This is a genomic window from Pauljensenia sp. 20925_1_25 (assembly GCF_041433955.1).
In the GTDB taxonomy this organism is placed as follows: domain Bacteria; phylum Actinomycetota; class Actinomycetes; order Actinomycetales; family Actinomycetaceae; genus Pauljensenia.
In genome coordinates this window covers 93419-118661 of record NZ_JAPWCL010000001.1, presented here as the reverse complement: position 1 = coordinate 118661, position 25243 = coordinate 93419, and the positions used below count along the sequence as shown (strand labels likewise).

Sequence of the window (25243 nt, the reverse complement as noted above, 5' to 3'; positions counted from 1 at the left end):
AGAGTAGCACCTGACCCGCCGGTAAATGCTTACAGTTTTGTAACGACTTCACAGTTACCTGTTAAACGGAAAGCGTGGGACCTTCGATATACTCACGACTATGGGGAATTCTTCTGAATTTAATGTGACCAGGCTCTCTTCACTCATCGGCGTGGTTAACGCATGGTCAGGGCCTGCGCTGACTCAATATGGCCAGGTGCGAGTCGAGCTGGGCGGCCCCGTGGTCGCCCGCTGGCTCTCCAAAGTCGCTAATTACTTAACAACTGAAATCGCCGCCGACCTCTTCGGTTCAGGTGAACCAACACCGGCCCGCATCTACACGTCCCTCCAGCCGTGGCAGGATGTCCTCTGGCAGATCGCGGCCAGGGCCATGGGCTGGGAGTACCTCGATACGCGTCGCCCGCTGCCCGGAGACCTCCTGGTGACAAACTCTCTGAACGACGAGGCAAACACCGCCCTCGAGAGCGGTGCTCACGTGTTGGCCCAGGCACCTACGTACCTGTCCTTCGCATGGAATGGCGAACTCGGTGGTGCCCTGGATGCTCTCGCAGAGATCGCGATGCAACCGGACTCCCTGATCGTCGACACTCCCCCGACGCTTCAGGCTGCGCGCGACGAGGCCCTGGCTGGGTTGCGTCCACCCGCTGACCTGCACGGACAACGGGTGGCGTTGCTCTGGGAGGCTCGCACGGGTGCTGGACAAGTGCTCGATCAGTGGATGGCGGGGCGCTCGGTCGTGATCATTGACCCGACATACGTGTCGCCCCGAGAGCTTCCACAGATTCTGACCACCGAGGTCGTCGACGCCGGACTGGTCGTCTACTCACGCTAAAGGGAGCACAGCGCGGCCGCTCACCCACTTACCAGACGCGCAGAAAACGAGCGGCCGCGAGCTTTATGCCCTCGGTGCGGTCGCGCCGAATCTGTGGCCAGCGCAGCGCGAAGCGCAGGCGAGCCCACTGGCTGTCGGCCTCAAGCTCGCGCAGGATCGTGGCCAGTTCGATGCGACGCGGGGCATCAAACGTACCCACCTGCAGTGCGGCGCGAGCGATCAGGATGAACTGGTTGCGGTAGAAGCCGTTGCGCAGCTTCGCCATGCGGGCGTCGCGCGCACCAGCCCCAGAATTCGCACCCTGGACGTTCGCGCTGTGCTGACGATACTCCAGCGTCGGTTCCTCCCCGATCACCCACGTCAGCCCAATCGCGCGGGCGAGCGCGTACACGTACCAGTCGTGCACGCCGATCTGCGAATAGTCCAGGCGCTCAATCACCTCGGCCAGCACACGATGTGCGTCAGGCGAAAACACGTACGTAGAGCCGGGTCCGGCGGCTTCAAACAAAAAGTCCCACGCGCGCATCGGCTGAGACTTACGAATGAGGCGACGTTCCCCCACCCCGCCGCCAGGCAGCGACTCAAACGCCGTGACGTTAGAAGAAACCACGTCAGCGCCCGTGGACGCCATCAACGCAAGCTGAGAGCTGAGCTTATCCTCGTGCCACACGTCGTCCTGGTCGGTGAAGGCCACGAAGGAACCGTCGGGCACATGCGTCGTAAACAGGTGCAGGAAATTGCCCGTCACCCCGGGGGTACCGTCGCGCTGAGGCAAGATGGTGATGCGCGGATCGGACGCGGCACGCTCCTCAAGATGGGAGCGCGTCGCGTCCGTCGACGCGTCATCGGAGACGACAAGAGAGACGTCCACCCCCGCCTGAGCGAGCACGGAGTCCACCTGCTCATCCAGCCACGCCCCGGCCTCGGCCATCCCGTTATAGGTGGCCATGAGGACGGTGACGCGCGGACGAGGCATGGCGCCGTCTTCGATCATGCTAGCCAAGAGATCAGTGCCCCTCGGCGGCGTACTTCGCCTCGACGGCCTCCTTGAGGGGAGCCCACCAGGCCTCGTTATCGGTGTACCAGGCGATCGTGTCGGCCAGGCCGTCGCGGAAGTTCGTGAACTTCGGTTCCCAGCCGAGCTCGGTCACCAGCTTCGAGTTATCGATCGCGTAGCGCAGGTCGTGCCCCGGGCGGTCCTTGACGTGATCGAAATCGTCGGGGGCGTAGCCCATCAGCTCGTTGAGGATGGCAACGACGTCGCGGTTGTTCGTCTCGCCATTCGCGCCGATCAGATAGGTCTCACCGATGCGGCCCTTCATCAGGATGTCCCACACTGCCGTGTTGTGGTCGCGCACGTGGATCCAGTCGCGCACGTTCAGGCCGTCGCCGTACAGGCGGGGGCGCACGCCGCGCAGGCGGTTCGTGATCATGCGGGGAATGAACTTTTCGATGTGCTGGTAGGGACCGTAGTTGTTCGAGCAGTTCGAGATCGTTGCCTCAACGCCAAAGGAACGCACCCACGCGCGCACCAACAGGTCGGAACCCGCCTTCGAGGAGGAGTAGGGCGAGGAGGGGTTGTAGGGCGTGGTCGGCGTGAACTTCGCGGGATCGTCCAGCTCCAGGTCACCGTACACCTCGTCGGTGGAGATGTGGTGGAAGCGCACCTTGTGGCGGCGCACGGCCTCCAGCAGGGTGAAGGTACCCACCAGGTTCGTCTGGATGAAAGGCGAGGGATCCAGCAGCGAGTTGTCGTTGTGGGACTCAGCCGCGAAGTGGACGACCGCGTCCGCCCCGGCGACGACGCCGTCGACCAGATCGGCGTCAGCAATATCGCCCTCGACGACGGTCAGGCGCGAGGCGAGTTCGGCAGGAACGTCAGTCAGGGACGCGCGGTTGCCCGCATAGGTGAACTTATCGAGGACGACGACGTCGACATCCGGATGATCCTCAAGGAGCGTGTGAACGAAATTCGCTCCGATAAAGCCGGCACCGCCGGTCACAACGATTTTCATGGGTTTTCTCCTTTGCGCGCCCGGGGGCGTGTCGGGTTGTGTTGTCGAGTGCGATCGCCTCTGCCACCATTATGCCGTACGTCAGCACGGAGGTGATCGCAAGAACAGATCGCGGTTGGCGTGGGCGTCGTATCAGGACTCGACGACGATAGACGAATCCAGTGCCACCGGCCCCGAGCCAATTCCGTTTCCTTGGACGACCAGGTCCCATGCTCCGTCTCGCTGAGCGAAGGGCTGACCGCCCGCGTCGTCAATCGACACGTTCATCCGGTACATACCCTCGCCCAGAGTCAGGGTCGGCACGGTGATGATCACCGTCGCGTCGCCCTCGATGGCCGGCAGGGTCGCCCCGGAGTTACGGGAGTTGTAGTAGTGCAGCTTCTGACCCAGGTTAGTATCCAGCGAGAAGGCGGTCACCCAGTCCTCAATGCGCTTGGACGCGGTCAAGTCTATGCGGATGCAGATCGTGTCGCCCGTCCGCGCGACACGGATGGGTTCTCCACCCTGATCCGTCATCGCGATGTCTCGGATCGAGATGACACCCGTCTCCTCCGTGTGGATGGGGGCGAAGAGAGCATCGCGCTGGAAACCCTCACGCAGGATACGCACGGCATCCGAGGTTGAGCCGTCGAAGACGAGCTTGCCGTGGTCGAGGACGACACCTCGCGTACACACGGACTCGACCTGCTCGGCGGAATGAGAAACCAGGACGATCGCGCGCCCCTCCGTCTGGAAGGAGTGGATCTTGTCCATGCACTTACGCTGGAAGGGTTCGTCGCCGACCGCGAGGACCTCATCGACGAGGAGGACGTCAGGGTCGGAGTGGACGGCGACCGCAAAAGCGAGGCGCACGTACATGCCCGAGGAGTAGAACTTCACCTGCGTGTCGATGAACTGTTCGATGCCAGAGAAGGCAACGATCTCATCGAAGCAGGCTTCGGTTTCGGCGCGTGTCATGCCCAGGATCGAGGCGTTGAGGAACACGTTCTCGCGTCCCGTCAGATCCTGATGGAAACCGGCACCGAGTTCGAGCAGGGCGGCCATGCGCCCGCGGGTCGTCACACGACCACTGGTCGGGCGGATGATCGACCCCATGATCTTCAGGAGGGTGGATTTGCCGGAGCCGTTGTGGCCCATGAGGCCCACGGATTCGTTGAGGGACACGTCCACGTTCACGTTGTCAAGGGCGCGGAACTCTTCCACCCGCGCGCGCGAGGAGTGCAGCACACGGTCCTTGACCGAGGTGTCCCGATGAAGTTTAAAAACCTTGGAAACGTCCTGAACGCGGACGACTTCAGGCATTGACATTAGAGCTCCTGAGCGAAGTTACCTTCGAGGCGGGCAAAGACGCGGTGCGCTCCGAAGATGAGGACGATGCCGATCAGCGCCGCAACGGCCAGGCGGATCATGAGGTGCACGGGGTAGGGCTGATCAATACCCGCCGCCCACAGCGAACGCTGGAATCCGAGGATCGCCAACGTCACGGGATTGGCGAGGTAGATCTCATGCGCCACCGGGTAGTTCACAGCCAGTGCCTTTTGCACGTAGCTGTAGGAGTAGACGATCGGCGAAGCCCAGAACGCCAGGAAGGTGATGACCTCAATGAGGTGCTGGATGTCGCGCATGTAGACGTTGAGCGCGGACAGAAGCAGCGCGAACAGGGTCGCGTACACGACCAGCACGACGAGAGCGAGCGGCAGGTAGGCCAGCTGCGCGAGCGACGGGATAGCCCCCGTCACCACGATGGCGCCCAGCAGGATGACCAGCTGAATCGCCGAGTTCACCGCTGACGTTCCCAGCGTCGACAACGGGAAAATCTCGCGCGGAAGGTAAACCTTCTTCACCAAACCGGAGTTGGCGACAATTGACCCGGTACCGCCGGTGACGGTTTCCAGGAAGAAGCCCCACGCCGTCAGGCCCGTGAACACGAAGATCGCGAAGGACGGGATGCCTCGTGACGCACCCAGGAACTGCCCGATAACGATGAAGTAAATGAGCAGCTGCGACAGGGGCTTGAACAGGGACCACACAAAGCCGAGGTTCGAGTCCTTGTAGCGTGCCTTGAGCTCACGGTTGATGAGCAGACGCAGCAGCTCGCGGCGTTTCCAGATGTCAGCGAAGGCGCGCTTGGTGCCGCCCACCAGGCCGCTCTTGTCACCCAGCTCTCGCAGGGGTTGGGCCTCGATACGCTCCACGCGGAGCGCGAGAGAGGACCCGGGGGAAGGGGTCGTTGATTCAGTCATATCAACTCACTATATCTGACCGTCTGGTCCCTTACTGACCATAGCGCTTGAGCGGGGAGCGAACGCCCCGGCGCACGCCCCTCCACTTCTGCACGTGGTACGCAGGGTTGAGGAAGAAGCCGCTGATCTTGCGGCGTTTGCCTACCTCGCGGTCACGCGCCAGGCGCAGCGCGTCCTTCAGGATACCAGTCGTGACCATGCGCACGACCGTGGGGATCGAGGGCATCGCGACGTCGATACCGACCTCGCGCAGCCCCTGGGTCTCCTCGAACATGCGGTCATCGTACTCGGAGACGGTCATCTCATTAGAGTGCAGGACGGCAGCGCGGGGCGCGTAGGCCTTGATGTATCCAGCAGAAATGACGTCGCGGCCCAGGAGCTGGTCCTCGGCGTAGGAGACGTCGCGGTAGGGAACCTCGCCGGTCAGAATATCCTTGCGGGCGGCGGAGTTGACGTCGGAGTAGAAGGTGACGGCGTTGCGCACACCCTCGTCCTGAATGAAGTCGTCCTCGTAGAACAGGGTGGTGCCAAAGCCCGGTCCGAAGCCGTTGAAGACGCCCTTGATCTCGTAGCGCAGCAGCGGGAACGCGTCGGAGCGCGGAATCTGCGACCCCATGACGGCGACAATCCGGTCGGAGATCTTAAAGGGCGCAGTGATCTCGTGAAGCCACCTGTCCGAGGCCGGGGTTGCGTCGTGCGTCAGGTAGGCGACGATACGGCCCTTGGCCAGGTGCGCGCCGAGGTTGCGGGTCTTGCCGTGGCCGAACTCGCTGTTAGGGATCTGGACGAGACGCACGGACGGGTACTTGGCGATGAGGTCGAGCGTAGAGTCAGTCGAACCCGAGTCGATGACGAGGATCTCGTAGGTGCCGTCAAAACGCTGGGTGGTCAGCGAGGCGAGGATCTCGTCGATGTGCTGTTCACCGTTGTAGGTCAGGATGACGACACTCGCGTCCAGTGACGCGTCCTTCGCCTCGATGTAGTCCGATTTAGTAACCATGCGCTTGAATCTCCTGCCATGTTTTCGCGATCCCCTCGTCGAGCGACGTCATTGTGAAGGGGCCGAACTCGTTGTTCACTCGCTCCGTGTTGAGGACGGATCCGAGAAGATAGGTCGAGGGCGTGGGGACATGCTGGATCTCCGGCGTCGCCCCGGTCACGCGCTCAATAGAGGCCACGATTTCAGAGACCGTCGTCTTGCAGCCCGAGCCGATATTGTAGACGGAACGAGACGCACCGCGCTGGATCATCGTGGAGACCATCGTCGCGAAGTCCTCGACATAAATGTAGTCGCGGAACATGGAGCCGTCACCCATGACCGTCAGCGGCTCACCGTTCAGGATGTGACGCAGGAAGATCGGGATGATGCCCTGGCGCTTGTGCGGGTTCTGCCGAGTACCGTAGGGGTTCGAGATGCGCAGCGACGTCGAATTCAGATCGTACTTACGCGCAAAGAAACGCATGTAGTTCTCGATGGTGAGCTTGCCGATGCCGTAGGGCGATACCGGAAGCGTACGGTCGTCCTCGCTGTAGCTTTCCTTGTCTTGGTCGCCGTAGATCGTGCCACCACTCGATGCGTAGTAGACGTGACTCACCCCGGCCTCGACGCAGGCGCGGAACAGATCGATGCTGCCCTGGATGTTCGTGCGCACGTCCAGCGTCGGATCGTTCTCCGCCGTCGCGGGATCCGTCGTGGACAGCATGTGCACGACGATATCCATGCCCTGCACGGCGCGCGCCACGTCATCCCGGTTCAGGAAGTTACCATCGAAGGCCTCGACTCCTTCAGCCTTCCAGTGTTCTCCACTGCCGAACATGTCGAAGGCGCGGATGAACGTGCCTTCCTCGGCGGCGAGGGCATCAACCAAGTGAGATCCGAGGAATCCGTTTCCTCCGACCACCAGAATGTTAGGCATTCATGGCCTCCTCAAAATCGGCGACGAACGTACGTCCCGAGTCCTCCCAGCTCAGAGTCGTCGCGGAGGCAGCAGCCTCACGCGAACGCTCCACCTGATCCTGCGCGTCCACAATCCGAATGATCTCCTCGGCCATAGCGCCGGGCGAGAGCGGCACGTAGTCGATGGCAGGGTTGTCCGAGACGAGACGGTTGTTGGGGGCATCGTTGACGACGGGGATTGTGCCGCACGACGCCAGCTCGAGCGGGAGCAGCGACAGGTTCGTCAGACTCATAACGAGCGCGACGGCGCACTGGTTATACAGCGGAGCGAGTTCTTCGAGCTTCATCGCTCCGTGGTTGACGTACTCGAAAGGAACCTTCCACTCCGACACGTCCCACCCGGCCATGTGAATGCGGATATCCGGACGACGCTTCTTGACGTCGGCCAGCACCATGCACCCCAGCTCAAATCCACGACGCATCGTGACCGGACGCGCGTAGAAGAAGACGTCCTTGCGCCGCGAGTCATTCGTGCGCTTGTAGAGCGTCATCTCTGCGGCGAAGTCGAAGGGGTGCGTCGTCATGCCGTACTCGTCGTGGAGCTTCGTGGCCAGCCACTTACCGGCGGTGAAGGCCTCAAAACCGAAGCGATACGTGTTCTCCGCGAGCTGGTTCTCGGATCCAACGGGGTAGAACGAGGGTTCGAAGTCCTGGACGAAGTAGAAGCGACGAGCGTTGGAACGATCCAGGTACGCGGGGTAGGCGGTCTCCCAGCCGGTCGCGAAGATCGCGTCAACGTCATCGCCGACGCCGACTGTCGGGTCATAGAGGGCGTAAGTGGCCTTCAGGGACGGGTAGTTGCTGGAACGCTCGACCATCTCGCGCACGCGATCCGCGTCGACAGGGATCGCCTGCGACCAGTAGAGGAAGATCTTGACGGTGTGACCGGCCGCCTCCAGGTAGGACAGGAAACGGAAGATGTTCTGGTGCCCACCGGAGGACTCGCCGGGGGGAGACATGATCCACGCGGTAACGAACGGACCCTCACCGACGGTGCGCGGGTTCTTCTTCCAGTGAGGCTCGCTTACCCAGTCGAGGGCGGCGGCGTCAGAGAACTTGACGAGCATCCCGAGGGGGTACTGCGCCTTGCCTTTTCCCTTGCCTGAGTTTGCAATCTGATTGCCCAAGCCCTGCAAGAGACGAGCGGTCGTCATACGCCCCCCGTGTCGTTTGAGGTAGGAGGCACCCTTCGCGAACTTACGCACCAGCGGATTCGTCTGTGTCATGTTCGTCAGTCTAGCGCCTACAGGGATCGGACTTGACCGAGGAGTGACTCATCCCTTGCCGCAGCTCTGTATCTTTACTCACTTTCCAGCGTTTCCTTTGTGACAAGGAATCACCGTAAATGTGCCCCACCACGACGTGTTCGACGCGCGTGGCGCCGACGCAGCGCGGCCGGAATCGCGGCGATACCCTGGGCGATGCCATGAGCCGCCGGACCGCGGAAGCCCTCGCGCGCGGCGCGCACGATGGAGCGAGCCAGCGCGTTGGCAACCACTGACCAGGCCGCGTGCTCAGCCGCGACGATCAGTCGGTTGCGCGCATTAACACGGGTGAACATCGGCGAAGTCGCGTCCGAGGAGGCCGCGTGCTCGTGATCAACCACGGCCTCACGCACGAAACGCACGCTGTATCCAGCCTCGTGGAGCTTGTAGGACAGGTCCGTGTCCTCGTAGTACATGAACAGGTCGGTTCGTATGCCGCCGACTTCCTCCCAGGCGTCGGAGCGAATCGCGCACGCTCCCCCACAGATGCCAAAGACCTCGGCCGGGGCATCGAGCTCGGATGCGAGGCACAGCCAGTCGCGGTCCTGCCCGTTGCCCGCGCCGTCCACGACGTTCCCCGTCGAATTGACCAGGATCGTGCCCAGACCGGCCCGGGCCTCGTCGTCGCTGAGCCGCACCCAGCGCGTGGGACCGTTTCCGCTCAGGGCTACGGCCTCGCCGTCGCGCGCCTCGCGGTAGCGCCCGGCCAGGAGGATGAGCGCGGTCGTCGCTCCCACCATCGGGTCGCCGAGCGGAGCCAGGAGCGCGTCCAAAAAACCCTCGCGGACCGTCGCGTCGTTGTTGAGCAGGACGAGAGCACCCTCACGCAGGTCGGAGGCTCCCGCCATCACGCCCGCACCGAAGCCATCGTTGACGCCCGCGTTGACGATCTCGACGTCAGCACCGCCCACGCCGGGACGTCTGCCCGCGAGCGCACGCAGCTCAGGCAGGTGGGCGGCGAGGACGTCGAGGGAGTCGTCCCCCGAGCCGTTATCGACGAGGATCAGGCGGTCGCCCTGGCGCAGTTGGGGGGCGATCGAGCGGGCGGCCCGCAGGGTCAGGGGCGCGTTCTTCCAGTTAACGAGGACGACGCGGGCGCTGCGCCGCGCGGCTCCGGTCTGTTCTCCCGCGCCGGGGGTGTTCGTCCCGGCGTTCATTGGGTGCCCGCCAGCGTCTCGTAGAGGCGGGCGTGGGCGGCTGCTGAGGCTTCCCACGTGTAGTCGGTGGCGCGGGCGAGGCCGGCCGCGGCTAGGCGGTCGTGCTCGCTTCCGGCGGCGGCCTCCAGGGCGTCGGCGAGGGCACGAGCGTCGGTGGCCGGTACAAGGAGACCCGCGTCGGTGCCCGTGATCTCCGCCATGCAGGTGTCGGCGCTGGTGACGACGGGGGTGCCGTGCGCCATAGCCTCAAGGACGGGCAGCCCGAAGCCCTCCCAGATCGAGGGGAACGTGAAGACACGCGCTCCTGCATAGGCGCAGGCGAGGTCGGTGTCATCGAGGCGTCCGAGGACGTGGGTGCGTTCGGCGGGCAGGTCCCCCCACTCGGGGTCTTCTCCCCACCCAGCGGGACCCACGAGGACCAGGTCGAGATCCGTGGACGAGGCCATGGCGCGGTATGCGCGCAGCAGCGTCGGCAGGTTCTTGCGGGGTTCGCGAGTGCCGACCCACAGGATGTAGGGGCGGGTCAGGCCGTGGCGGGCGCGGAAGCCCTCCACCTGGGAGTCGGTGACGGGCGTGTGGGTGAGGCCGTGCGGGATGACGGTGATGAGTCCCTCGTCGATGCCCGCCTCGATGCAGTCGCGCGCGGTCGCCTCGGAGGGGACGATGACCGCGTCGGCACGGTGCCTGGTGATGTCGAGGGCACGGTTAAAGTAGGCGGCCCCGTGGGAGGTGAAGTGGCTGGCATCGCGCAGGAACGCGACGTCGTGAACGGTGACCACCAGCGGCCGCGAGGTCGGGGGAATCGCCCAGGTGGTCGCGTGCACGACCTGCGCTTCCCCGCCCGATCCGACGCCGAGCATCCGGTCCACGCGCGGCATGCTCAGGCGGTCCCACGCTGCGTACAGGAGGCGGCGCGGCAGCGCGGAGTTGAGCACAGGAATCGTCAGGCCTACCTCTTCCGGGGTGGGTTCGCCCGCGCCGTGTCGCGCGGCGATGCCGACGGCGCGTACCCCCTGCGCGGCCAGGCGAGAGGCCACTTCCACGATGTATCGTCCCGAGCCTCCGGGCACGGGCTGCCACATCTGCTCAACTACCATTCCGACGCGTACGCTCATACCTCCAGGATAGTTGAGATGTATGTCAGCGTCTGCCCGGCCAGATACTGACATACAATGGGAAAATCCTTCGCAACGACCGGAGACCATTATGCCTTCCTCTCTCTCGTCCAAGCCCGTCCGCGTCCTCATGGACGCCACTGCGATCCCCGCGAACCTCGGCGGAGTGGGCCGCTACGTGGACGATCTGGTGCCCGAACTCGAGGCCCAGGGCGTTGAACTCACGATGGCGGTGCAAGAGCGCGACGCAGAGCACTTTGCCACGCGTCTGCCATCCGCTCGCATCATCCCGATTTCCCCTCGCTTCGAGTCGCGTCCGATGCGTTTCGCGTGGGAGCAGACGGGGTTGCCCTCGCTCATCCGCAAGGTTCGCCCCGACGTGCTCCACTCCCCTCACTACACGTGCCCGCAGTTCCCGGGCGTGCCAGTCGTCATCACCCTGCACGACGCAACGTTCTTCTCCCACCCGCAGGCACACTCGCGTACGAAGCAAAAGTTCTTCACGTTCGCGATCCGCCGCGCGATCCGTCGGGCTGCTGCGCTCGTCGTGCCTTCCGAGGCGACGCGCGATGAGACGATCAAGTACGCGGGCGGTGACCCCTCGCAGTTCTACGTCGCCTACCACGGCGTAGACCGATCAATCTTCCACCCCGTGGATGACGCTGAGCGTGCGCGTGTCAAGAAGTCCCTCGGCCTGGATGGCCAGGAGTACATCGGTTTCCTCGGCACTCTCGAGCCCCGCAAGAACGTCCCGAACCTGGTGCGCGGTTGGACGCAGGCGGTCTCGGACCTGCCCAATCCTCCCGCACTGGTTCTGGCCGGCGGCAAGGGCTGGGATGAGGACATTGACCCGGCCCTGGCGGCAGTCCCCTCGCACCTGACGGTTCTGCGTCCCGGCTACCTGCCTCTGGAGGACTTGCCCGGTTTCCTCTCCGGATGCCTCGTCCTGGCCTACCCCTCGATCGCGGAGGGCTTCGGCCTGCCCGTTCTCGAGGCCATGAGCTGTGGCGCTGCGACGCTCACGACGCGCCTGACGTCCCTGCCCGAGGTCGGCGGGGACGCGGTCGACTACTGCGACATCACTCCCGAGTCGATCGCCGACGCCCTCACCACCCTGATGAACGATCCGCAGCGCCGCGCCCGGCTGGGGCAGGCCGCCATCGCTCGCTCCGAGGAGTTCACCTGGGAACGGGCAGCTGAAGTCCACGCGCAGGCATTCCGCGCCGCAGCCGGACTCTGATCCCCAACGTACCGCGACACACAAGGACTGCCTGCTATGACCACTCACGACCATCCCAGCGACGAGGCGAAGCCCTTGGAGGACGAGTTCGCTACGGAAACGGATCAGTCTGACGAGAACGCGCGCCCCCTGGACATTGATCGCGCTGAGGACAAGGACGCGGATCAGCCCGGCGAGGCACCGGCACCGCATTCAGCTTCCTTCCGCGACCGCTTTGGTTTGTCCACCCGCGCCTGGCGCGTGATCGGCGTTATCGGCCTCGTGCTGTCTGTGTGCGGCGTTGGCCTCGCGTGGGCCGTGTCGTCCCCGCTCGGGGCCTCCCCCGACGACGACTACCACCTGGGTTCTATCTGGTGTCCTCCCCCGCTGGCGGATTCCGGTTGTACGACCGGCTACACCGAACGTGGAACCTTCGGCCCGGTCGTTCCCGAGACCATCTCCGCCACCAGGGTCGCGTGCTACGCGTTCCACGGGAATGAATCTGCCGTCTGCTCGCTCAACAACTCGGACGAGCGCACGATGGTGACCGACCGTTGGGATGACGGCAACTACCCGTGGGGCTACTACCAATTCCACCACCACTTCATCGCTCACGACGCCGACCGGGCGGGTGTGACGATGCGTCTCATCAACGTCGGCATCGCTATTGTTCTCATCGGCGCGATCGGCGCACTCATGCCGAGCGCGATGCGCCGCGGCTACGTGTTGGCAATTCTGGCGGCATGGACGCCGATGGGCATCTATTTCATTGCCTCCAACAACCCCTCTTCGTGGGCCTTCACAGGCGTGTTTGCCTTCGCGGCTGGTCTATGGTCGGCCACGCAGTCCTATGGGTGGCGGCGTTGGTCCCTGCTCGGTGCTGCCGCTCTGGGCGCTGTCCTGTCGTGTACCTCACGCGGCGACTCCGCATTCTTCCTGTTCGTCATCACCGTCGCCCTCGCGTTCGCGGTGCGTTGGCGTCGCGAGCACTGGCCCGAGGCCACGCTTGCCATCGTTGCCTCGATCATCGGCATCATCGTCATGCGCTCAACGAACGTCGCGAGCACCCACCTGACGACGGCGCAGGGCGAGTCTCGCTCACTCATTGACCTGCTCGGTGACAACATGTCCTTCCTGCCGCAGTACCTCGCCGGTTTCTACGGCTACCGCTGGGGACCGGGATGGCTGGACGTGAACTACGACGGCTCTATCTCGACCGTTGGCCTCCTGATCGCGGGTGCCGTCTTTATCGCTGGTGCGCGCACCTGGTCGTGGCGCAAGCTGATGACACTGCTCACGCTGGTTGGCGCGATGGCTGGCGTCCCGACCCTCATCGGTATTCTCCAGGAGTTCAACAACGTGGCTACCTACCAGGCGCGCTACATGATGCCTCTGTGGATCGTGTTCCTGTTCTTCTTGCTGACGATGGATCGGCGCGAGCGCATGGTCTCGCGTCCGCAGGCTGTCGTGCTCGGCGTGCTGGCGGCAGGAACCCAGTTCTGGGCGTTGTTCCTCCTGCTGCTGCGCTACACCCATGGTTCCTCGGTCATCCTGTTCAATCTGAGTCGGACGGCCGGGTGGTGGTGGCCGGGTGCCCCCATCGGCCCGAACACGGTCTGGGTGATCGGCACGGTTTCTTTCGCTGCGGCCATTGCTTTCGCGTTCCTCTTAACGCGTGAAGAACCCGACCAGAAGCCCGCTCTCGAGTCCTGATTCTCCTTCGTGCGCCCAGGTGCCTGCCCGGCAGGTTACCTGGGCGCACGCGTATTCGGGTGACGAGGCCGTGGCGGGTTCGTCGGCTAGAGGCGGATTCAGGCGCTTCGATGCGCAGGTGAACCCGCTATGAAGAGCGTGGGTCCTCTCTTCCGCACGTGAACCCGCTCATCGGAGCGTGGGCGGGGTCGCCCACGTGCGGAACAGAGGGTTTGCGTGCGGGATAGAGGGTTTGCGTGCGGAACAGGGCCGCGCGGTAGATGATGATCGACCGAACGCGTTCCCTACAGGTCGACGGAACGACCGGTGGCGGCCGAGGCGAGGATGGCCTCGACGACGCGCAGGTTGTCCAGGGCCTCGTCCATGGTGACGTGCTCGCTGCCCACGCCGAGAATCGCGTCGCGGAAGCGCTCGTGTTCGAGGGCGAGGGGCTCGCGCTTGGTGAGCGCATAGCGCACGACCTGGCCCTCGCTGACCCCGCGGAAGGCCGCGATGGCGTCCCACTGCAGGGGCGCGTGGCCGTTCTCGTAAAAGGTCAGGTCCCCCATGGCGGTGTCGGCGACGAGCGCGCCGCGCTCCCCCGTCACGATGGTCGTGCGGTCCTTGTAGGGGGTCAGCCAGTTGACGAGGTGGTTGACGAGGATGCCTCCGACAAGCACGCCCGAAGCGACCATCATGTCCTCGTGAGGCCTGCCCGAGCGCGCGGAAGTGCGCGCGTAGATGCTCTCGTAGGGGGCACCGGCCACCCACGCGGCCAGGTCCACGTCGTGCGTGGCTAGGTCCTTCACCACGCCGACGTCGCTGATGCGCGCGGGGAAGGGCGACTGGCGGCGCGTCGCGATCTGCTCGATGTCGCCGAGCTGGCCTTGAGCGATCCGCCGACGCATGTCGATGAGCGCCGGGTTGCAGCGCTCGACGTAGCCGACGGCACCCACGAGGCCCGCACGCGCGAAGGCGTCGCGGATGCGCCGGCCCGCCTCCACGCTCGTGGCGAGGGGCTTTTCGACGAGGGTGTGTACCCCGGCCTCGGCGAGCGCTAGAGCTGCGGCTTCGTGGTGGGCGGTGGGGGCAGCGATGATCGCCGCGTCGATGCCGGCCTCGATCAGTTCCTCGACGCCGCCGAGGACGGGCAGGTTGCCGGCGACGCCGAAGCGGTCGCCGCCCGGATCCGCGAGCGCGACGAGGTCTACCCCCCGCGTGGCGCGGGCGTTGCGCACGTGGTGTCGGCCCATCGAGCCAATGCCGAGGATTCCTAAGCGAATACTCACGTCAGGCACCCGCCTCCGCGAGCGCGTTGACGCCGTGTGCGATGCGCTCCAGCTCGATGGGCGTCAGCGACGGGTAGATCGGCAGGGAGAGGACCTGGTCGGCTGCCTCGCGCGTGGCCGGAAGCTCCAGACCGGGGGCGAAGCGGGCCAGGGAGGGCAGCTCGTGGTTCGGGATCGGGTAGTAGACGCCCGAGCCGATGCCGTACTCCTCGCGCAGGGCGGCGGCGAAACCGTCGCGGTCTTCGGGTACGCGGATCGTGTACTGGTGGTAGACGTGCGTGGCACCGGGGGCGACGTGCGGGACGGTGACGCCGCGCAGGTGAGCGTCCAGGAAGGCGGCGTTGTCCTGACGTTTGCGCGTCCACGCGCCGACCTTGGTGAGCTGCACCCGACCGATGGCCGCGTGGATGTCGGTCATGCGGTTGTTGAGGCCAACGATTTCGTTGGCGTAGCGCGTCTCCATGCCCTGGTTGCGCGCAAGCTTCACACCGCGGATGACGCTGGGGTCGGTGGAGGTGACCATGCCGCCCTCCCCGCTGGTCATGTTCTTCGTCGGGTAGAAGGAGAAGGCCGCGAAGGTGCCGAAAGAGCCGACCGCGCGCCCGTGCAGGGTGGCACCGTGGGCCTGAGCGGCGTCTTCAAAGAGCATGAGTCCATGCGCGTCGGCAATCGCCTGAAGCGCCTCCATGGGCGCGGGGTGGCCGTACAGGTGGACGGGCATGATGGCCCGTGTGCGAGGCGTGATTGCGGCTTCGACAGCGGCCGGTGACAGTGTGAACGTGAGCGGGTCAATGTCGGCGAACACGGGGGTCGCGCCCGTGATGGCGACCGAGTTCGCGGTGGCAGCGAAGGTGAAGGAAGGGACGATGACCTCGTCACCCGGCCCGATCCCGGCGGCGAGCAGGCCCAAGTGCAGGGCTGATGTTCCCGAGTTGACCGCGACGGCGTGGGTTCCGGGCACGAGGGTGGCGGCAAACTCCTCCTCGAAGGCGGCGACCTGCGGCCCCTGGGCGATCATGCCCGTACGCATGACGGCGGCGACCGCGTCGATTTCCTCCTCGCCGATGAGCGGGCGTGCGGGTGGAATGAAGGGCTGCATCACTGGTGGTCCTCATGGGTCTGGGCCTGTGTGTCGGCGGTGTTCGGGGACGAGGCCTGGGTTTCCTCCGGCGTCAGGGTGCCGTTTCGCTCGATGTAGCGGCGGCCCGAGGCCGGGCACACCCACGCGACTGTCCCGGCCTCGCGGTCGGGTGCAGCGTCGGGATCGACGACCACGAGGGGTACCCCGGCCTCGCCGACCCATCCGACGCGGCGCGCGGGCACGCCGACGACGAGGGCGTAGGGGGCGACGTCGCGGGTGACGACAGAGCCTGCTCCGACGCTTGCCCACGCGCCGATGCGCACGGGGGCCACGCATACGGCGCGCGCGCCGATGGCGGCACCGTGCTCGACGGTGACGCCGACGCGGTGCCAATCCGACGCGCTCTTCAGGGTTCCGTCGGGGTTGATGGCGCGGGGGCAGTGGTCGTTCGTGAAGACGGCTGCGGGGCCGACGAAGACGCCGTCGGCCAGGGAGGCGGGTTCGTAGACGAGGGCGTAGTTCTGGATCTTGCAGCGCGCACCTACCCGAACGCCTTCGCCAATGTAGGCTCCGCGTCCGATGATCGTTTCTTCGCCGATACGGGCGTTTTCGCGAACCTGGGCTAGGTGCCACACGCGGGCGCTGGGGGCGACCTGCGCGCTGGGTGCCACGTCGGCGCTGGGCTTGATCACGGTATCTCCCTTGTATTGTCCTATAGGCACGATCACGCACATCAGGTACGCCCCGTCAGATAGCAACACTATAGGCGCGTGGACTGCCCTATGTGCGACACTGGAGAAATGCAGCAGCGCTCCGACACGTGGGTCGTCATCCCCGCGTTTAACGAGGCGCCCGTCATCGGGGGCGTCATCGCGGGCGTGCGCGCTCTTTTTCCCCGAGTCCTCGTCGTGGACGATGCCTCCGGCGACGATACCGCCGCTCTCGCTCGCAGCGCCGGCGCCTACACGGCGGTCCACCCGCTGAACCTGGGGCAGGGCGCTGCCCTGCAGACCGGCTTCGATGCGGCCCTCGCCCGCGGGGCCCGCTACGTAGTGACTTTTGATGCCGATGGCCAGCACGATCCCGCCGACGCCGCGGCGATGGTTGATCGCGCGCGCAGAGAGGACCTTGCCTTCGTCCTCGGGTCCCGTTTCCTCGACGGTGGAGGCACCCAAGTCGGCGCGCTCAAGCGCGCTCTGCTGCACGTCGGTGCGATGGCCGCTCACGCCCGCACCGGCATGGCGCTCACCGACACGCACAATGGCCTGCGCGTCATCCGTGCCGACGCCCTCGCCCACGTGCACCTGACCCAGGGACGCATGGCCCACGCCTCGCAGATCGTCTCCCAGCTGGCTGGCTGCGGCCTTCCAGGTGCCGAACATCCCGTGACGATCTCCTACACGGACTATTCGCGCGCGAAGGGCCAGCCGCTGCTGAATTCCGTCAACATCGTCGTCGACCTTGTGTTGGGAGAACGATGAGCGCCTACCTGCTGATTCGTGTCCTTCTGCTGCTCGCACTCGCCGTCATCGCGTGGTGGCTCACGCGCCCGGTCTCCTCCGCGTCCTCCCTCGCGATGCGCCGCATCGGGATCGGCGCACTCGTCGCTGCTGCCGTTGTCGCAATCCTCGTGCCGTCCCTGGCGAACAGGCTGGCGCACGTGATCGGCGTTGATCGCGGGGTGAACCTGATAGTCTACGGCCTTGTCGTCGCGTTGATCGCTCAGATGGTCACCGCCTACCGGCGCGAAGCGCGCATGGAGGCACGTGTGGCGGCGCTCGCGCGTGCGCTAGCGCTGGCGGGGGTGCGTCCTCCTGACGAGGCAGTGGTTTCCACCGGCGATCACTCCCCTGAGACGAGGGATCCTCAGCAAGTGGAACACGCCGCTTCCCCACCACATTCCCCGACAAACACGACCGATAACGATATGGTTACAAGTGATGAGTAACATGAATCTGCGACCGATCCAGCACTCGGCTGTTAACTTTGGGCGCTTTGGCCTCCTGCGATATACGCTCACCATCCTGATGGTCGGCGCTCTCTTCGCCACGTCAACGGCGTGCTTCCTCTACGCCAAAATCAGTGCCGATTTCGCCGACCGAGTCGTGGACATCGGCGACTATCAGATCGACGGGAACGCTCAGGCGACCCCGGATTCGTTTGACGGCCGCGCCCTCAACATTCTCGTCGTCGGCACGGACTCGCGTAACGGCGACAGCGGCAATGTCGGTGCAGGTGACGAGGAGGAGGTCCCCGGCCTTCGCAACGACTCGACGATGGTTATCCACGTCAGCGCCGACCGCTCTCGTGTTCAGGTCGTGTCGATTCCGCGCGACACGCTGGTCGATATCCCCGCTTGTAAGCACCGCGACGGATCGACCAGCGAGCCCATCGAAGAAGAGATGTTCAACAACTCCATGTTCTACGGTGCCGACGGTGGTAACACCGACGCCGACATCGCGCCCGGTATTGCGTGCGTGAAGTCGACCATCGAGAACATGTCGGGCATGACGATCGATTCCTTCATGGTCGTGAACTTCGCCGGCTTCATCAAGATGATCGACGCCCTGGGCGGTATCTGGTTCAACATCCCTAATCACATCGAAGATGAGTCCGCTCAGCTGTACATCGACGCGGGATGCTGGAAGTTGGACGGCACTCAGTCGCTGGCCTACATGCGCTCGCGCAAGGGCCAGGGCGATGGCTCCGACATCTCTCGTATCGGCCGCCAACAGCAGCTCATCTCCGCGATGCTTCGCGAGCTTCAGGCCAAGGACTACGTCACCGACTCCGGCGCGCTCCTCACCTTCCTGCAGGCCGCGATCCAGTCTGTCAACGTCTCCCCGAACCTGGGCGATGCCAGCGCAGATACTAATTTGCTGCTCAATGTCCTGTCGAAGATCGACCGCACGAACATCCAGTTTGTGACGATGCCCGTCGAAGAGCCCTACTGGGATCCGAACCGACGCATTGCTGCTGAACCGATGGCCCGCAACATGTGGACCGCGCTCAAGCAGGACAAGGCGCTGCCCGTGGGTACGACCTACACGGATGGCAACGGCGCGCAGCTGGTGGTCCCCGACCCGAAGGCTGCACAGGCCGTGCCCTCGCCGACGCCCTCTGCGGCCGACACTCAGAACGCCGGTCAGCCCCAGAGCACCACGGACAATACCGAGCAGTCGGCCTCCGTTGAGAACAACGCAGCCAACGAGGCTGCCGCCCAGAAGAACGCCGCCACCTGCCCGCCGAAAGACAAATGAGCACTCCTCCCTCGTTCACGCCCAACCCGAAACGACGCCGCCCCGACTTCGATGACGCGCACGTCATCGGCCAGGAGGCTCCCTCCGGCGCGCCCATTCCCCCACCTGAGGGGATCGCGCCGCAGATGTGGAGGATTTCCGAGGACGGTGCCGACTCCTCGCGCCCGCTGATGCCGCCGACCCTGGATCAGCCCCAGCGCGATCCGTCCTCGCTGTTTCCGAGGCGTTCCGCTCCTACCCCGCCCCCGTCGTTCGCGCCGGGATCGGCCGCGCGCAAGTCGTTGCGCACGCGCCAGGCGGACTCGTCACAGAACCCGTCGTCCTCCCCCCAGGCGACGCACCCTGTCCCGACACCGTCGTCCTCCCCCCAGGCGACGCACCCTGTCCCGACACCGTCGTCCTCCCCCAAGGGGGCGTATCCTGTTCCGACACCTGCGTCCTCCCCCAAGGGGGCGTATCCTGTTCCGACACCTGCGTCCTCCGCCCGTCGGAGTGCGCCGGTTCCGAATCCGCCTGCCACGCCCGACGAGACGACGGTTGCTCCGAACCCGCCTGCCACGCCCGACGAGACGACGGTTGCTCCGAACCCGCCGTCCTTCGCGCCTGGCTCCAGCAACGCTGCAACGTCCCGCACCCCTGTGGCTCCCAGCTTCGCACCTGGCTCCAGCAACACTGCAACGCCCCGCACCCCAGCGGCTCCCAGCTTCGCGCCCGGCTCCGGCAACGCTGCAACGTCCCGCACCCCAGCGGCTCCCAGCTTCGCGCCCTCGGGTAACGGGCCGCGCCAGGTGAGCGCCACACGCTCCCAGGCAGGCCCCGACCCGGTCCCCACACCCGGCGCTACGCCGTCACGCACCGCTCCGGCGACAGCTCCGAGGCCTCGGCGCAAGCGCCGCCGACGCCTGGTCCTCAAGACGCTGTCTGTTCTCCTGGTCATTGTTCTCGCGTGGGGCGGATTCCTCGTGTGGGACGCGAACACGAACATCGGGCGCGTGAGCGCACTGTCGGGCGCCTCGGATACGGCCGGTACGACGTACCTGTTGGCCGGTTCGGACTCGCGTGCGGACGGTGCCGTGCAGGACGGCTTTGAGGGATCCGAGCGCGCTGACTCGATCATGCTGGTCAACATCGCGGCGAACGGCCAGGCTGTTGCGGTGTCGATTCCCCGCGATACCTACGCTGAGATTCCCGGCGTCGGCTGGGACAAGATCAACGCTTCCTACGCCTACGGCGGCCCCCAGCTCCTGGTCGAGACAGTCGAGAAGCTGACGGGTTTGACCATCGATCACTTCGTGCAGATCGGCATGGGTGCGGTGCCCGACATGGTGGACGCGGTCGGCGGCGTGGAGCTGTGCTACGACCACGACTCGAACGACGAGTATTCGGGCCTGAACTGGACCGCTGGCTGCCACACGGTGGACGGCCCCACCGCCCTGCAGTTCTCGCGTATGCGATACCAGGATCCGGAGGGCGATATCGGTCGTACGAAGCGTCAGCGTCAGGTGATCTCCAAGGTCGTGTCCGAGGCCGCATCCCCCGCGACCCTCATCAACCCCGCGCGGACCCTACGCGTGGAGCGCGCTGGTTCCAAGTCGTTCACTGTCGATGAGGATTCCTCGATCATGACGGTTGCTTCCCTCGTGATGGCGCTGCGCAGCGCTTCGTCCGACGAGCTGATGGGCGTCCCGCCCATCGAGTCGCTGGACTATACGACCAGCGCGGGCGCCTCGGCGGTCCTGCTGCGTGACGAGACGGCCCCTGACTTCTTCGCCAAGCTGCGCTCCGGCAAACTCACGACCTCGGATCTCAACCAGATCGGCTGACGTCCTCAGGTGCGCCCGAGCGCAGAACAAGCCGCGGCCTCGTTCCCTCACAACAGAAGGGACGAGGCCGCGGCCGTGTCAGGCGTTGAAGAGGCTCTCAGGCACCGGGTACCGTGATGGGTCGCGGACCTGCCTGCCAGCCTTCCCAGGCGGAGGTGAGGATCTCGTCGAGACCGTTGTTGGCCTTCCAGCCCAGGTCCACGCCGATAGACAGCGGGTCACCGATGAGCTTGGGCGGATCACCGGCGCGGCGCTCGAGGACCTCGACGGGGAAGTCCCAGCCGATGACGCGGCGCAGGCCGTCGATGATCTCCTGGACGGAGGTGCCCAGGCCGGTACCGACGTTGTAGGTGTGGTGGTCGGGCTGGCGGCCTTCAGCGAGGACGTCGAGGGCGGCGATGTGGGCCTCGGCCAGGTCCATGACGTGGATGTAGTCGCGCACGCAGGTGCCGTCCGGGGTGTCGTAGTCGGCGCCGAAGATCTTGGCGCTCTCCCCGCGCTCGAGGCGGTCGAGAACCATGGGGATAAGGTTCATGATGGCGGGGTCGGCCAGGTCGGGCCAGCCAGCACCGGCAACGTTGAAGTAGCGCAGGCCGATCCATTTCAGATCCCATGCGCGCTCGCAGTCGGCCATCATCCATTCGCCGATCAGCTTGGTTTCGCCGTAGGGGTTGATGGGGTGGCCAGCCATGTCTTCGGTGACGACCTCGGCGGTGGGCATGCCGTAGACGGCGGCGGAGGAGGAGAAGATCATCTGGTCGACGCCCGCGTCCTCCATGGCAGCCAGGACGTTAGCCATGCCGCCGATGTTCTGCGCGTAGTACCAGGCAGGGCGCTTGACGGATTCTCCGACCTGCTTGCGGGCGGAGAAGTGGATGACGGCGGTGACGTCCTCGTCCATCATGAGGGTGGACAGGCTGGACCGCGCTTCGTCCGTGGCGACGTCGAGGCGAACCAGGGGCGTATCCCCGACCCGGGCGGCGTTCGAGGTGGACAGATCGTCGACGACGACGACGCGATCCCCGCGCTGACGCAGGAGGCGGACAACATGGGCGCCGATGTAGCCGGCACCGCCACAAACGAGAATGCTCATGCCTTCAGGATACGACGGTGGGAGCGCCCGCGCCTACCCGCGCGGGGCTTGTGGGGGCCTGTCAGTAGTCCTCGGCGACGCGCTTGGCGAGGGCTGCGCCCTTGGCGCTGGCGACGTCGCGCAGATCCTTCTGGAAGTCGCGCATTTGTGCGCGCAGACCTTCACACCACGATCCTTCGCCGGCGCCGAGGATACGGGCGGCGAGCAGTCCGGCGTTGCGCGCGCCCGCGATGGACACGGTCGCGACGGGCACGCCGGCGGGCATTTGGACGATGGAGTGCAGGGAGTCCACGCCGTCGAGGTGCTTGAGGGGAACGGGCACGCCGATGACGGGCAGCTCGGTGAGGGCGGCGAGCATGCCAGGAAGGTGGGCGGCACCGCCGGCTCCGGCGATGATGACGCGCAGCCCCCGCTCCGAGGCGCTCCTCCCATAGGCGACCATGTCCTCGGGCATGCGGTGGGCGGAGACGACGCCGACTTCGCAGCCGATGGCGAACTCGGCGAGTGCTGCGACGGCGGGTTCCATGGTGGGCCAGTCTGAGTCGGAACCCATGACGACACCGACGAGGGGGCAGTCGCTGGTTGCCGTGAGCTGGATGTCGAGGTCGGTGGTCATGGGCGGTCCTTTCGGGATGGGACGAGGCCGGGGCGCTCTCGCCGTTCGGCCGACGGTTGGGTGGTCAGTCGCTGGCGGAGGTGCCGTGCAGGGCCTCAACGGCGGCCCGTGCGCGCGTCAGAGCCACGTCCGGGTCTTTGTCGACGACGGTAACGTGGCCGAGCTTGCGGCCCGGGCGCACCTCTTTGCCGTAGAGGTGGACTTTCGCTCTGTCTCCCCCGGCTTCATAGGCCGCGGCGAGGGCACGCGCGGGCTGGTCGTAGGCGGAACCCAGCAGGTTGACCATGACGGAGTAGGTATCCGGTGCGCGCAGGTCGGTAGAGCCGAGTGGCAGGTCCAGGACGGCGCGCAGGTGTTGCTCGAACTGGCTGGTGACGGCCCCATCGATGGTCCAGTGTCCGGTGTTGTGGGGGCGCATGGCCAGCTCGTTGACGAGGACGCGCTCATCCGCTCCCTCTCCGACGACAAACATCTCGACGGCCAGGACGCCGGTGACGCCCAGCTCCGAGGCAATGCGTTCTCCGATGCGGCGCGCTTCGGCCGCTGTCTCGGGTCGGATACCGATCGCGGGAGCCGTGACCTCGGCACACACGCCGTCCACTTGGACGGTGGAGGCGACGGGCCAGGAGGCAACCTCGCCCGAGGGGGTGCGTGCCAGCAGGGCCGCCACCTCACCCGTGAAGGGCACCAGGGCCTCGGCCAGGAGTGAGCCGCCTCCCCACCATGACTCGACGTCGGCGGGACTGTGGGCCACCGCGACACCGTGGCCGTCGTAGCCGCCTCGCGGGGTCTTGACGATGAGGGGCCAGCCGATGACTGCTCCGAAACGCTCCAGCTCAGCCGCGTTGTCGACGCGTGCCCATGCCGGGCAGGGGATGCCCATCTCACTCAGGCGCGCACGCATCTGAAGCTTGTCCTGGGCGTACAGGAGAGCGGGGGCCGGGGGTTGCACGGAGACGACGCGCGCGGCTTCCTCCATGGTTTGGGCAGGAATATGCTCATGTTCGAAAGTGAGGACGTCCGCACCGTCGATGAGCGCGCGAACGGCGTCCAGATCCTTGGGGGCACCGACAGCCTTGTCGACGGTCACCAGACCGGTCGCCCCATCCTCGGCCTCGACGAGGACCCGAAGGTTAATGCCGAGCGCGATAGCGCTCTCCTGCATCATGCGTGCCAGCTGTCCGCCGCCGATGACGGCCACGGTGGGAGGAGTCAACATATCGCGTTCCACGCCTCCCAATCTACCGCTCTCCTAAAAGCGACGCGAGCGGCGTCCCATGGAAATGAGCGGCCCTTCGGGCATGACGCGATCGGGGTCCAGGGACGCGGGGATTGCTGCGACGGATATCGTGAAAACGGGGGGAATGTTGGACTTGAGTTCCAGGCGCCCGCCCATCGCCTGGGCCAGGTCGTGGGCGAGAGCCAGGCCGATGCCCGTCGAACCGTGTCCAGACACACCCTTTTCGAAGATGTCGGGTGCCAGGGCTTCGTCGATACCTTCGCCTTCGTCGCTGACCTCAATGATAACGCCGCGTTTGGAGGAACCGGCGTGCGCCCACACGCGCGTCATTCCATCTCCGTAACGCAGGGAGTTTTCGATGAGCGTGGCCAGTACCTGTCCGAGTTTGCCGGCGTCGGCCAGGATTGGGCGCTCGGCCTCGTCGAGAAAGACGAGGGGACGGCCTGCCGCCTTAAACTGGTCCTCCCACTCTTCGCGGGCGGTGTTGAAGACTTCGAGGATGTGGATGGCCTCGGTTTGCCCACCGTTTTGGCGCTTGGAGACATCGAGGAGTTCGGAAACGACGTTGGTCATGCGCTCGACCTGTTCGAGGCAGGTGCGGGCTTCGGCACGCACTTCCTCCTCGGAGGAGATGAGTTCAATTTCCTCCAGGCGCATCGACAGGGCGGTGAGCGGCGTGCGCAGCTGGTGGGAGGCGTCGGCGGCGGCTTGGCGCTCGGCGGCGAGGCGTCCGGCCATGCGCTCGCCTGTGCGGGCGAGTTCCTCGGAGACCAGGTCGATCTCTTCGATGCCGGATTCTTCAACGCGAGCGCGCACGCCGCCGGAGCCGATCTGCTCAGCCTGTGCGGCCAGGTAGATGAGAGGCGCGGACAGGGAACGCGAGAGCGAGCGAGCCATGAGCAGGCCGATCAGCATAGAGCCGATCATGCCAGCACCGAACATGCCGCACGCCCACAGGATGCGGGTGGTCGCGCCCGAGGCTGAGGAGGTGAGCTGGACACTCACGCCACTCGGGGACTCCGCAAAGGCTGTCATCGTGCGCCCGATCGGCTCAGTCTCGTCCGTAATGAGGTTGTGGCCGGGCACGAGAATACGGTAGCTGAGTTCGTCGCGGCCCTCATTCTGGTCGGCGACGAGCGCCGCTACTGACTCAGCGTCCGTGCTTTCGCCCGCCGCGTTGCGACGGTCGATGCTCTGAACGATGCGCTGGGCAGCGACTTCCAGGTCACGCTGCTCGGAAGCCCAGATAGACACCGAGGCAAAAAACGCGCCGGGCAGGCCCATGACGACGCACACGACAGCGACGACGGAGACAATCATCCTCACCGCGCGTGCGCGCATGGTGA

23 protein-coding genes are annotated in these 25243 nt (G+C 65.5%); 7 read left to right on the top strand and 16 right to left on the bottom strand.

What is annotated here, in order from left to right; all coding sequences use genetic code 11:
* Positions 1-220: 220 nt before the first annotated feature.
* Positions 221-832 carry a hypothetical protein gene (locus O3932_RS00610; protein ID WP_366101370.1) on the top strand — a complete coding sequence of 204 codons (612 nt, stop codon included), beginning with the start codon at positions 221-223 and terminating at the stop codon, positions 830-832.
* A 28-nt stretch (positions 833-860) separates the two neighbouring features.
* Here O3932_RS00610 and O3932_RS00605 read toward each other — a convergent pair whose 3' ends face one another.
* From O3932_RS00605 to O3932_RS00565, 9 genes are all read right to left on the bottom strand, one after another.
* Positions 861-1826, bottom strand: coding sequence for a glycosyltransferase (locus O3932_RS00605; RefSeq protein ID WP_296504990.1), 966 nt, complete (start codon positions 1824-1826; stop codon positions 861-863).
* 13 nt (positions 1827-1839) lie between these two features.
* A complete protein-coding gene (gene rfbB, locus O3932_RS00600; protein WP_009647865.1) occupies positions 1840-2847 on the bottom strand; it encodes a dTDP-glucose 4,6-dehydratase in 1008 nt (335 codons plus the stop codon).
* A 132-nt stretch (positions 2848-2979) separates the two neighbouring features.
* Positions 2980-4149 carry an ABC transporter ATP-binding protein gene (locus O3932_RS00595; protein ID WP_371535457.1) on the bottom strand — a complete coding sequence of 390 codons (1170 nt, stop codon included), beginning with the start codon at positions 4147-4149 and terminating at the stop codon, positions 2980-2982.
* A 5-nt stretch (positions 4150-4154) separates the two neighbouring features.
* Positions 4155-5090 carry an ABC transporter permease gene (locus tag O3932_RS00590; RefSeq protein ID WP_009647873.1) on the bottom strand — a complete coding sequence of 312 codons (936 nt, stop codon included), beginning with the start codon at positions 5088-5090 and terminating at the stop codon, positions 4155-4157.
* Between the two features lie 31 nt (positions 5091-5121).
* Positions 5122-6090, bottom strand: coding sequence for a glycosyltransferase family A protein (locus tag O3932_RS00585; RefSeq protein ID WP_009647868.1), 969 nt, complete (start codon positions 6088-6090; stop codon positions 5122-5124).
* Positions 6080-7006, bottom strand: coding sequence for an NAD-dependent epimerase/dehydratase family protein (locus O3932_RS00580; protein ID WP_009647864.1), 927 nt, complete (start codon positions 7004-7006; stop codon positions 6080-6082). The genes O3932_RS00585 and O3932_RS00580 overlap by 11 nt, the downstream gene beginning before the upstream one ends.
* The gene (locus tag O3932_RS00575) at positions 6999-8273 is read right to left on the bottom strand and encodes a glycosyltransferase family 1 protein (RefSeq protein ID WP_371535453.1); all 1275 of its coding nucleotides are present in this window, start codon (positions 8271-8273) and stop codon (positions 6999-7001) included. Before O3932_RS00575 ends, O3932_RS00580 begins: the two co-directional genes overlap by 8 nt.
* Before the next feature lie 110 nt (positions 8274-8383).
* Positions 8384-9469 (bottom strand): glycosyltransferase family 2 protein, encoded by a 1086-nt coding sequence (locus O3932_RS00570; RefSeq protein ID WP_315294189.1) that lies wholly within the window; start codon positions 9467-9469, stop codon positions 8384-8386.
* Positions 9466-10584: a glycosyltransferase family 1 protein gene (locus O3932_RS00565; RefSeq protein WP_232204176.1), complete on the bottom strand. Its 1119-nt coding sequence runs from the start codon at positions 10582-10584 to the stop codon at positions 9466-9468. The genes O3932_RS00570 and O3932_RS00565 overlap by 4 nt, the downstream gene beginning before the upstream one ends.
* A gap of 91 nt (positions 10585-10675) precedes the next feature.
* Between O3932_RS00565 and O3932_RS00560 the strand changes: the two genes are divergently transcribed.
* Positions 10676-11824: a glycosyltransferase family 1 protein gene (locus O3932_RS00560; RefSeq protein WP_009648221.1), complete on the top strand. Its 1149-nt coding sequence runs from the start codon at positions 10676-10678 to the stop codon at positions 11822-11824.
* A 36-nt stretch (positions 11825-11860) separates the two neighbouring features.
* Positions 11861-13516 carry a DUF2142 domain-containing protein gene (locus tag O3932_RS00555; protein ID WP_371535450.1) on the top strand — a complete coding sequence of 552 codons (1656 nt, stop codon included), beginning with the start codon at positions 11861-11863 and terminating at the stop codon, positions 13514-13516.
* A 284-nt stretch (positions 13517-13800) separates the two neighbouring features.
* On the opposite strand, the gene O3932_RS00550 is transcribed toward O3932_RS00555, so the two are convergent.
* From O3932_RS00550 to O3932_RS00540, 3 genes are read right to left on the bottom strand one after another with little or no spacing between them, the layout of a single operon-like run.
* On the bottom strand, positions 13801-14784 hold the full coding sequence (locus O3932_RS00550) for a Gfo/Idh/MocA family protein (protein WP_371535447.1): 984 nt from the start codon (positions 14782-14784) through the stop codon (positions 13801-13803).
* A 1-nt stretch (position 14785) separates the two neighbouring features.
* On the bottom strand, positions 14786-15886 hold the full coding sequence (locus O3932_RS00545) for a DegT/DnrJ/EryC1/StrS family aminotransferase (RefSeq protein ID WP_371535444.1): 1101 nt from the start codon (positions 15884-15886) through the stop codon (positions 14786-14788).
* Positions 15883-16557, bottom strand: a complete 675-nt coding sequence (locus O3932_RS00540; protein ID WP_314569484.1) for an acyltransferase — start codon at positions 16555-16557, stop codon at positions 15883-15885. The genes O3932_RS00545 and O3932_RS00540 overlap by 4 nt, the downstream gene beginning before the upstream one ends.
* Positions 16558-16665: 108 nt before the next feature.
* Between O3932_RS00540 and O3932_RS00535 the strand changes: the two genes are divergently transcribed.
* The 4 genes from O3932_RS00535 to O3932_RS00520 all read left to right on the top strand — a co-directional run bounded on the left by O3932_RS00535 (position 16666) and on the right by O3932_RS00520 (position 20948).
* Positions 16666-17346 (top strand): glycosyltransferase family 2 protein, encoded by a 681-nt coding sequence (locus O3932_RS00535; protein WP_314569481.1) that lies wholly within the window; start codon positions 16666-16668, stop codon positions 17344-17346.
* Positions 17343-17813 carry a DUF2304 domain-containing protein gene (locus O3932_RS00530; protein ID WP_009648223.1) on the top strand — a complete coding sequence of 157 codons (471 nt, stop codon included), beginning with the start codon at positions 17343-17345 and terminating at the stop codon, positions 17811-17813. Before O3932_RS00535 ends, O3932_RS00530 begins: the two co-directional genes overlap by 4 nt.
* 1 nt (position 17814) lies before the next feature.
* Positions 17815-19125: an LCP family protein gene (locus O3932_RS00525; RefSeq protein ID WP_009648201.1), complete on the top strand. Its 1311-nt coding sequence runs from the start codon at positions 17815-17817 to the stop codon at positions 19123-19125.
* 638 nt (positions 19126-19763) lie between these two features.
* A complete protein-coding gene (locus O3932_RS00520) occupies positions 19764-20948 on the top strand; it encodes an LCP family protein (RefSeq protein ID WP_371535666.1) in 1185 nt (394 codons plus the stop codon).
* Positions 20949-21045: 97 nt separating this feature from the next.
* On the opposite strand, the gene galE is transcribed toward O3932_RS00520, so the two are convergent.
* The 4 genes from galE to O3932_RS00500 all read right to left on the bottom strand — a co-directional run bounded on the left by galE (position 21046) and on the right by O3932_RS00500 (position 25238).
* Positions 21046-22041: a UDP-glucose 4-epimerase GalE gene (gene galE / locus O3932_RS00515; RefSeq protein WP_371535441.1), complete on the bottom strand. Its 996-nt coding sequence runs from the start codon at positions 22039-22041 to the stop codon at positions 21046-21048.
* A gap of 61 nt (positions 22042-22102) precedes the next feature.
* On the bottom strand, positions 22103-22657 hold the full coding sequence (gene purE / locus O3932_RS00510; protein ID WP_291448539.1) for a 5-(carboxyamino)imidazole ribonucleotide mutase: 555 nt from the start codon (positions 22655-22657) through the stop codon (positions 22103-22105).
* Between the two features lie 64 nt (positions 22658-22721).
* Entirely contained in the window at positions 22722-23876 is a 1155-nt protein-coding gene (locus O3932_RS00505; RefSeq protein ID WP_371535437.1) for a 5-(carboxyamino)imidazole ribonucleotide synthase, read from the bottom strand.
* 33 nt (positions 23877-23909) lie between these two features.
* Complete coding sequence (locus tag O3932_RS00500) at positions 23910-25238, bottom strand: ATP-binding protein (protein ID WP_009648194.1); 1329 nt, start codon at positions 25236-25238, stop codon at positions 23910-23912.
* Positions 25239-25243: the final 5 nt, after the last annotated feature.

Coding starts and splice junctions, on each gene's coding strand:
- O3932_RS00605 (WP_296504990.1), bottom strand. CDS start 1,826: ATGATCGAAGACGGCGCCATGCCTCGTCCGCGCGTCACCGTCCTCATG.
- rfbB (WP_009647865.1), bottom strand. CDS start 2,847: ATGAAAATCGTTGTGACCGGCGGTGCCGGCTTTATCGGAGCGAATTTC.
- O3932_RS00595 (WP_371535457.1), bottom strand. CDS start 4,149: ATGCCTGAAGTCGTCCGCGTTCAGGACGTTTCCAAGGTTTTTAAACTT.
- O3932_RS00590 (WP_009647873.1), bottom strand. CDS start 5,090: ATGACTGAATCAACGACCCCTTCCCCCGGGTCCTCTCTCGCGCTCCGC.
- O3932_RS00585 (WP_009647868.1), bottom strand. CDS start 6,090: ATGGTTACTAAATCGGACTACATCGAGGCGAAGGACGCGTCACTGGAC.
- O3932_RS00580 (WP_009647864.1), bottom strand. CDS start 7,006: ATGCCTAACATTCTGGTGGTCGGAGGAAACGGATTCCTCGGATCTCAC.
- O3932_RS00575 (WP_371535453.1), bottom strand. CDS start 8,273: ATGACACAGACGAATCCGCTGGTGCGTAAGTTCGCGAAGGGTGCCTCC.
- O3932_RS00570 (WP_315294189.1), bottom strand. CDS start 9,469: ATGAACGCCGGGACGAACACCCCCGGCGCGGGAGAACAGACCGGAGCC.
- O3932_RS00565 (WP_232204176.1), bottom strand. CDS start 10,584: ATGAGCGTACGCGTCGGAATGGTAGTTGAGCAGATGTGGCAGCCCGTG.
- O3932_RS00560 (WP_009648221.1), top strand. CDS start 10,676: ATGCCTTCCTCTCTCTCGTCCAAGCCCGTCCGCGTCCTCATGGACGCC.
- O3932_RS00555 (WP_371535450.1), top strand. CDS start 11,861: ATGACCACTCACGACCATCCCAGCGACGAGGCGAAGCCCTTGGAGGAC.
- O3932_RS00535 (WP_314569481.1), top strand. CDS start 16,666: ATGCAGCAGCGCTCCGACACGTGGGTCGTCATCCCCGCGTTTAACGAG.
- O3932_RS00530 (WP_009648223.1), top strand. CDS start 17,343: ATGAGCGCCTACCTGCTGATTCGTGTCCTTCTGCTGCTCGCACTCGCC.
- O3932_RS00525 (WP_009648201.1), top strand. CDS start 17,815: ATGAATCTGCGACCGATCCAGCACTCGGCTGTTAACTTTGGGCGCTTT.
- galE (WP_371535441.1), bottom strand. CDS start 22,041: ATGAGCATTCTCGTTTGTGGCGGTGCCGGCTACATCGGCGCCCATGTT.
- purE (WP_291448539.1), bottom strand. CDS start 22,657: ATGACCACCGACCTCGACATCCAGCTCACGGCAACCAGCGACTGCCCC.
- O3932_RS00505 (WP_371535437.1), bottom strand. CDS start 23,876: ATGTTGACTCCTCCCACCGTGGCCGTCATCGGCGGCGGACAGCTGGCA.
- O3932_RS00500 (WP_009648194.1), bottom strand. CDS start 25,238: ATGCGCGCACGCGCGGTGAGGATGATTGTCTCCGTCGTCGCTGTCGTG.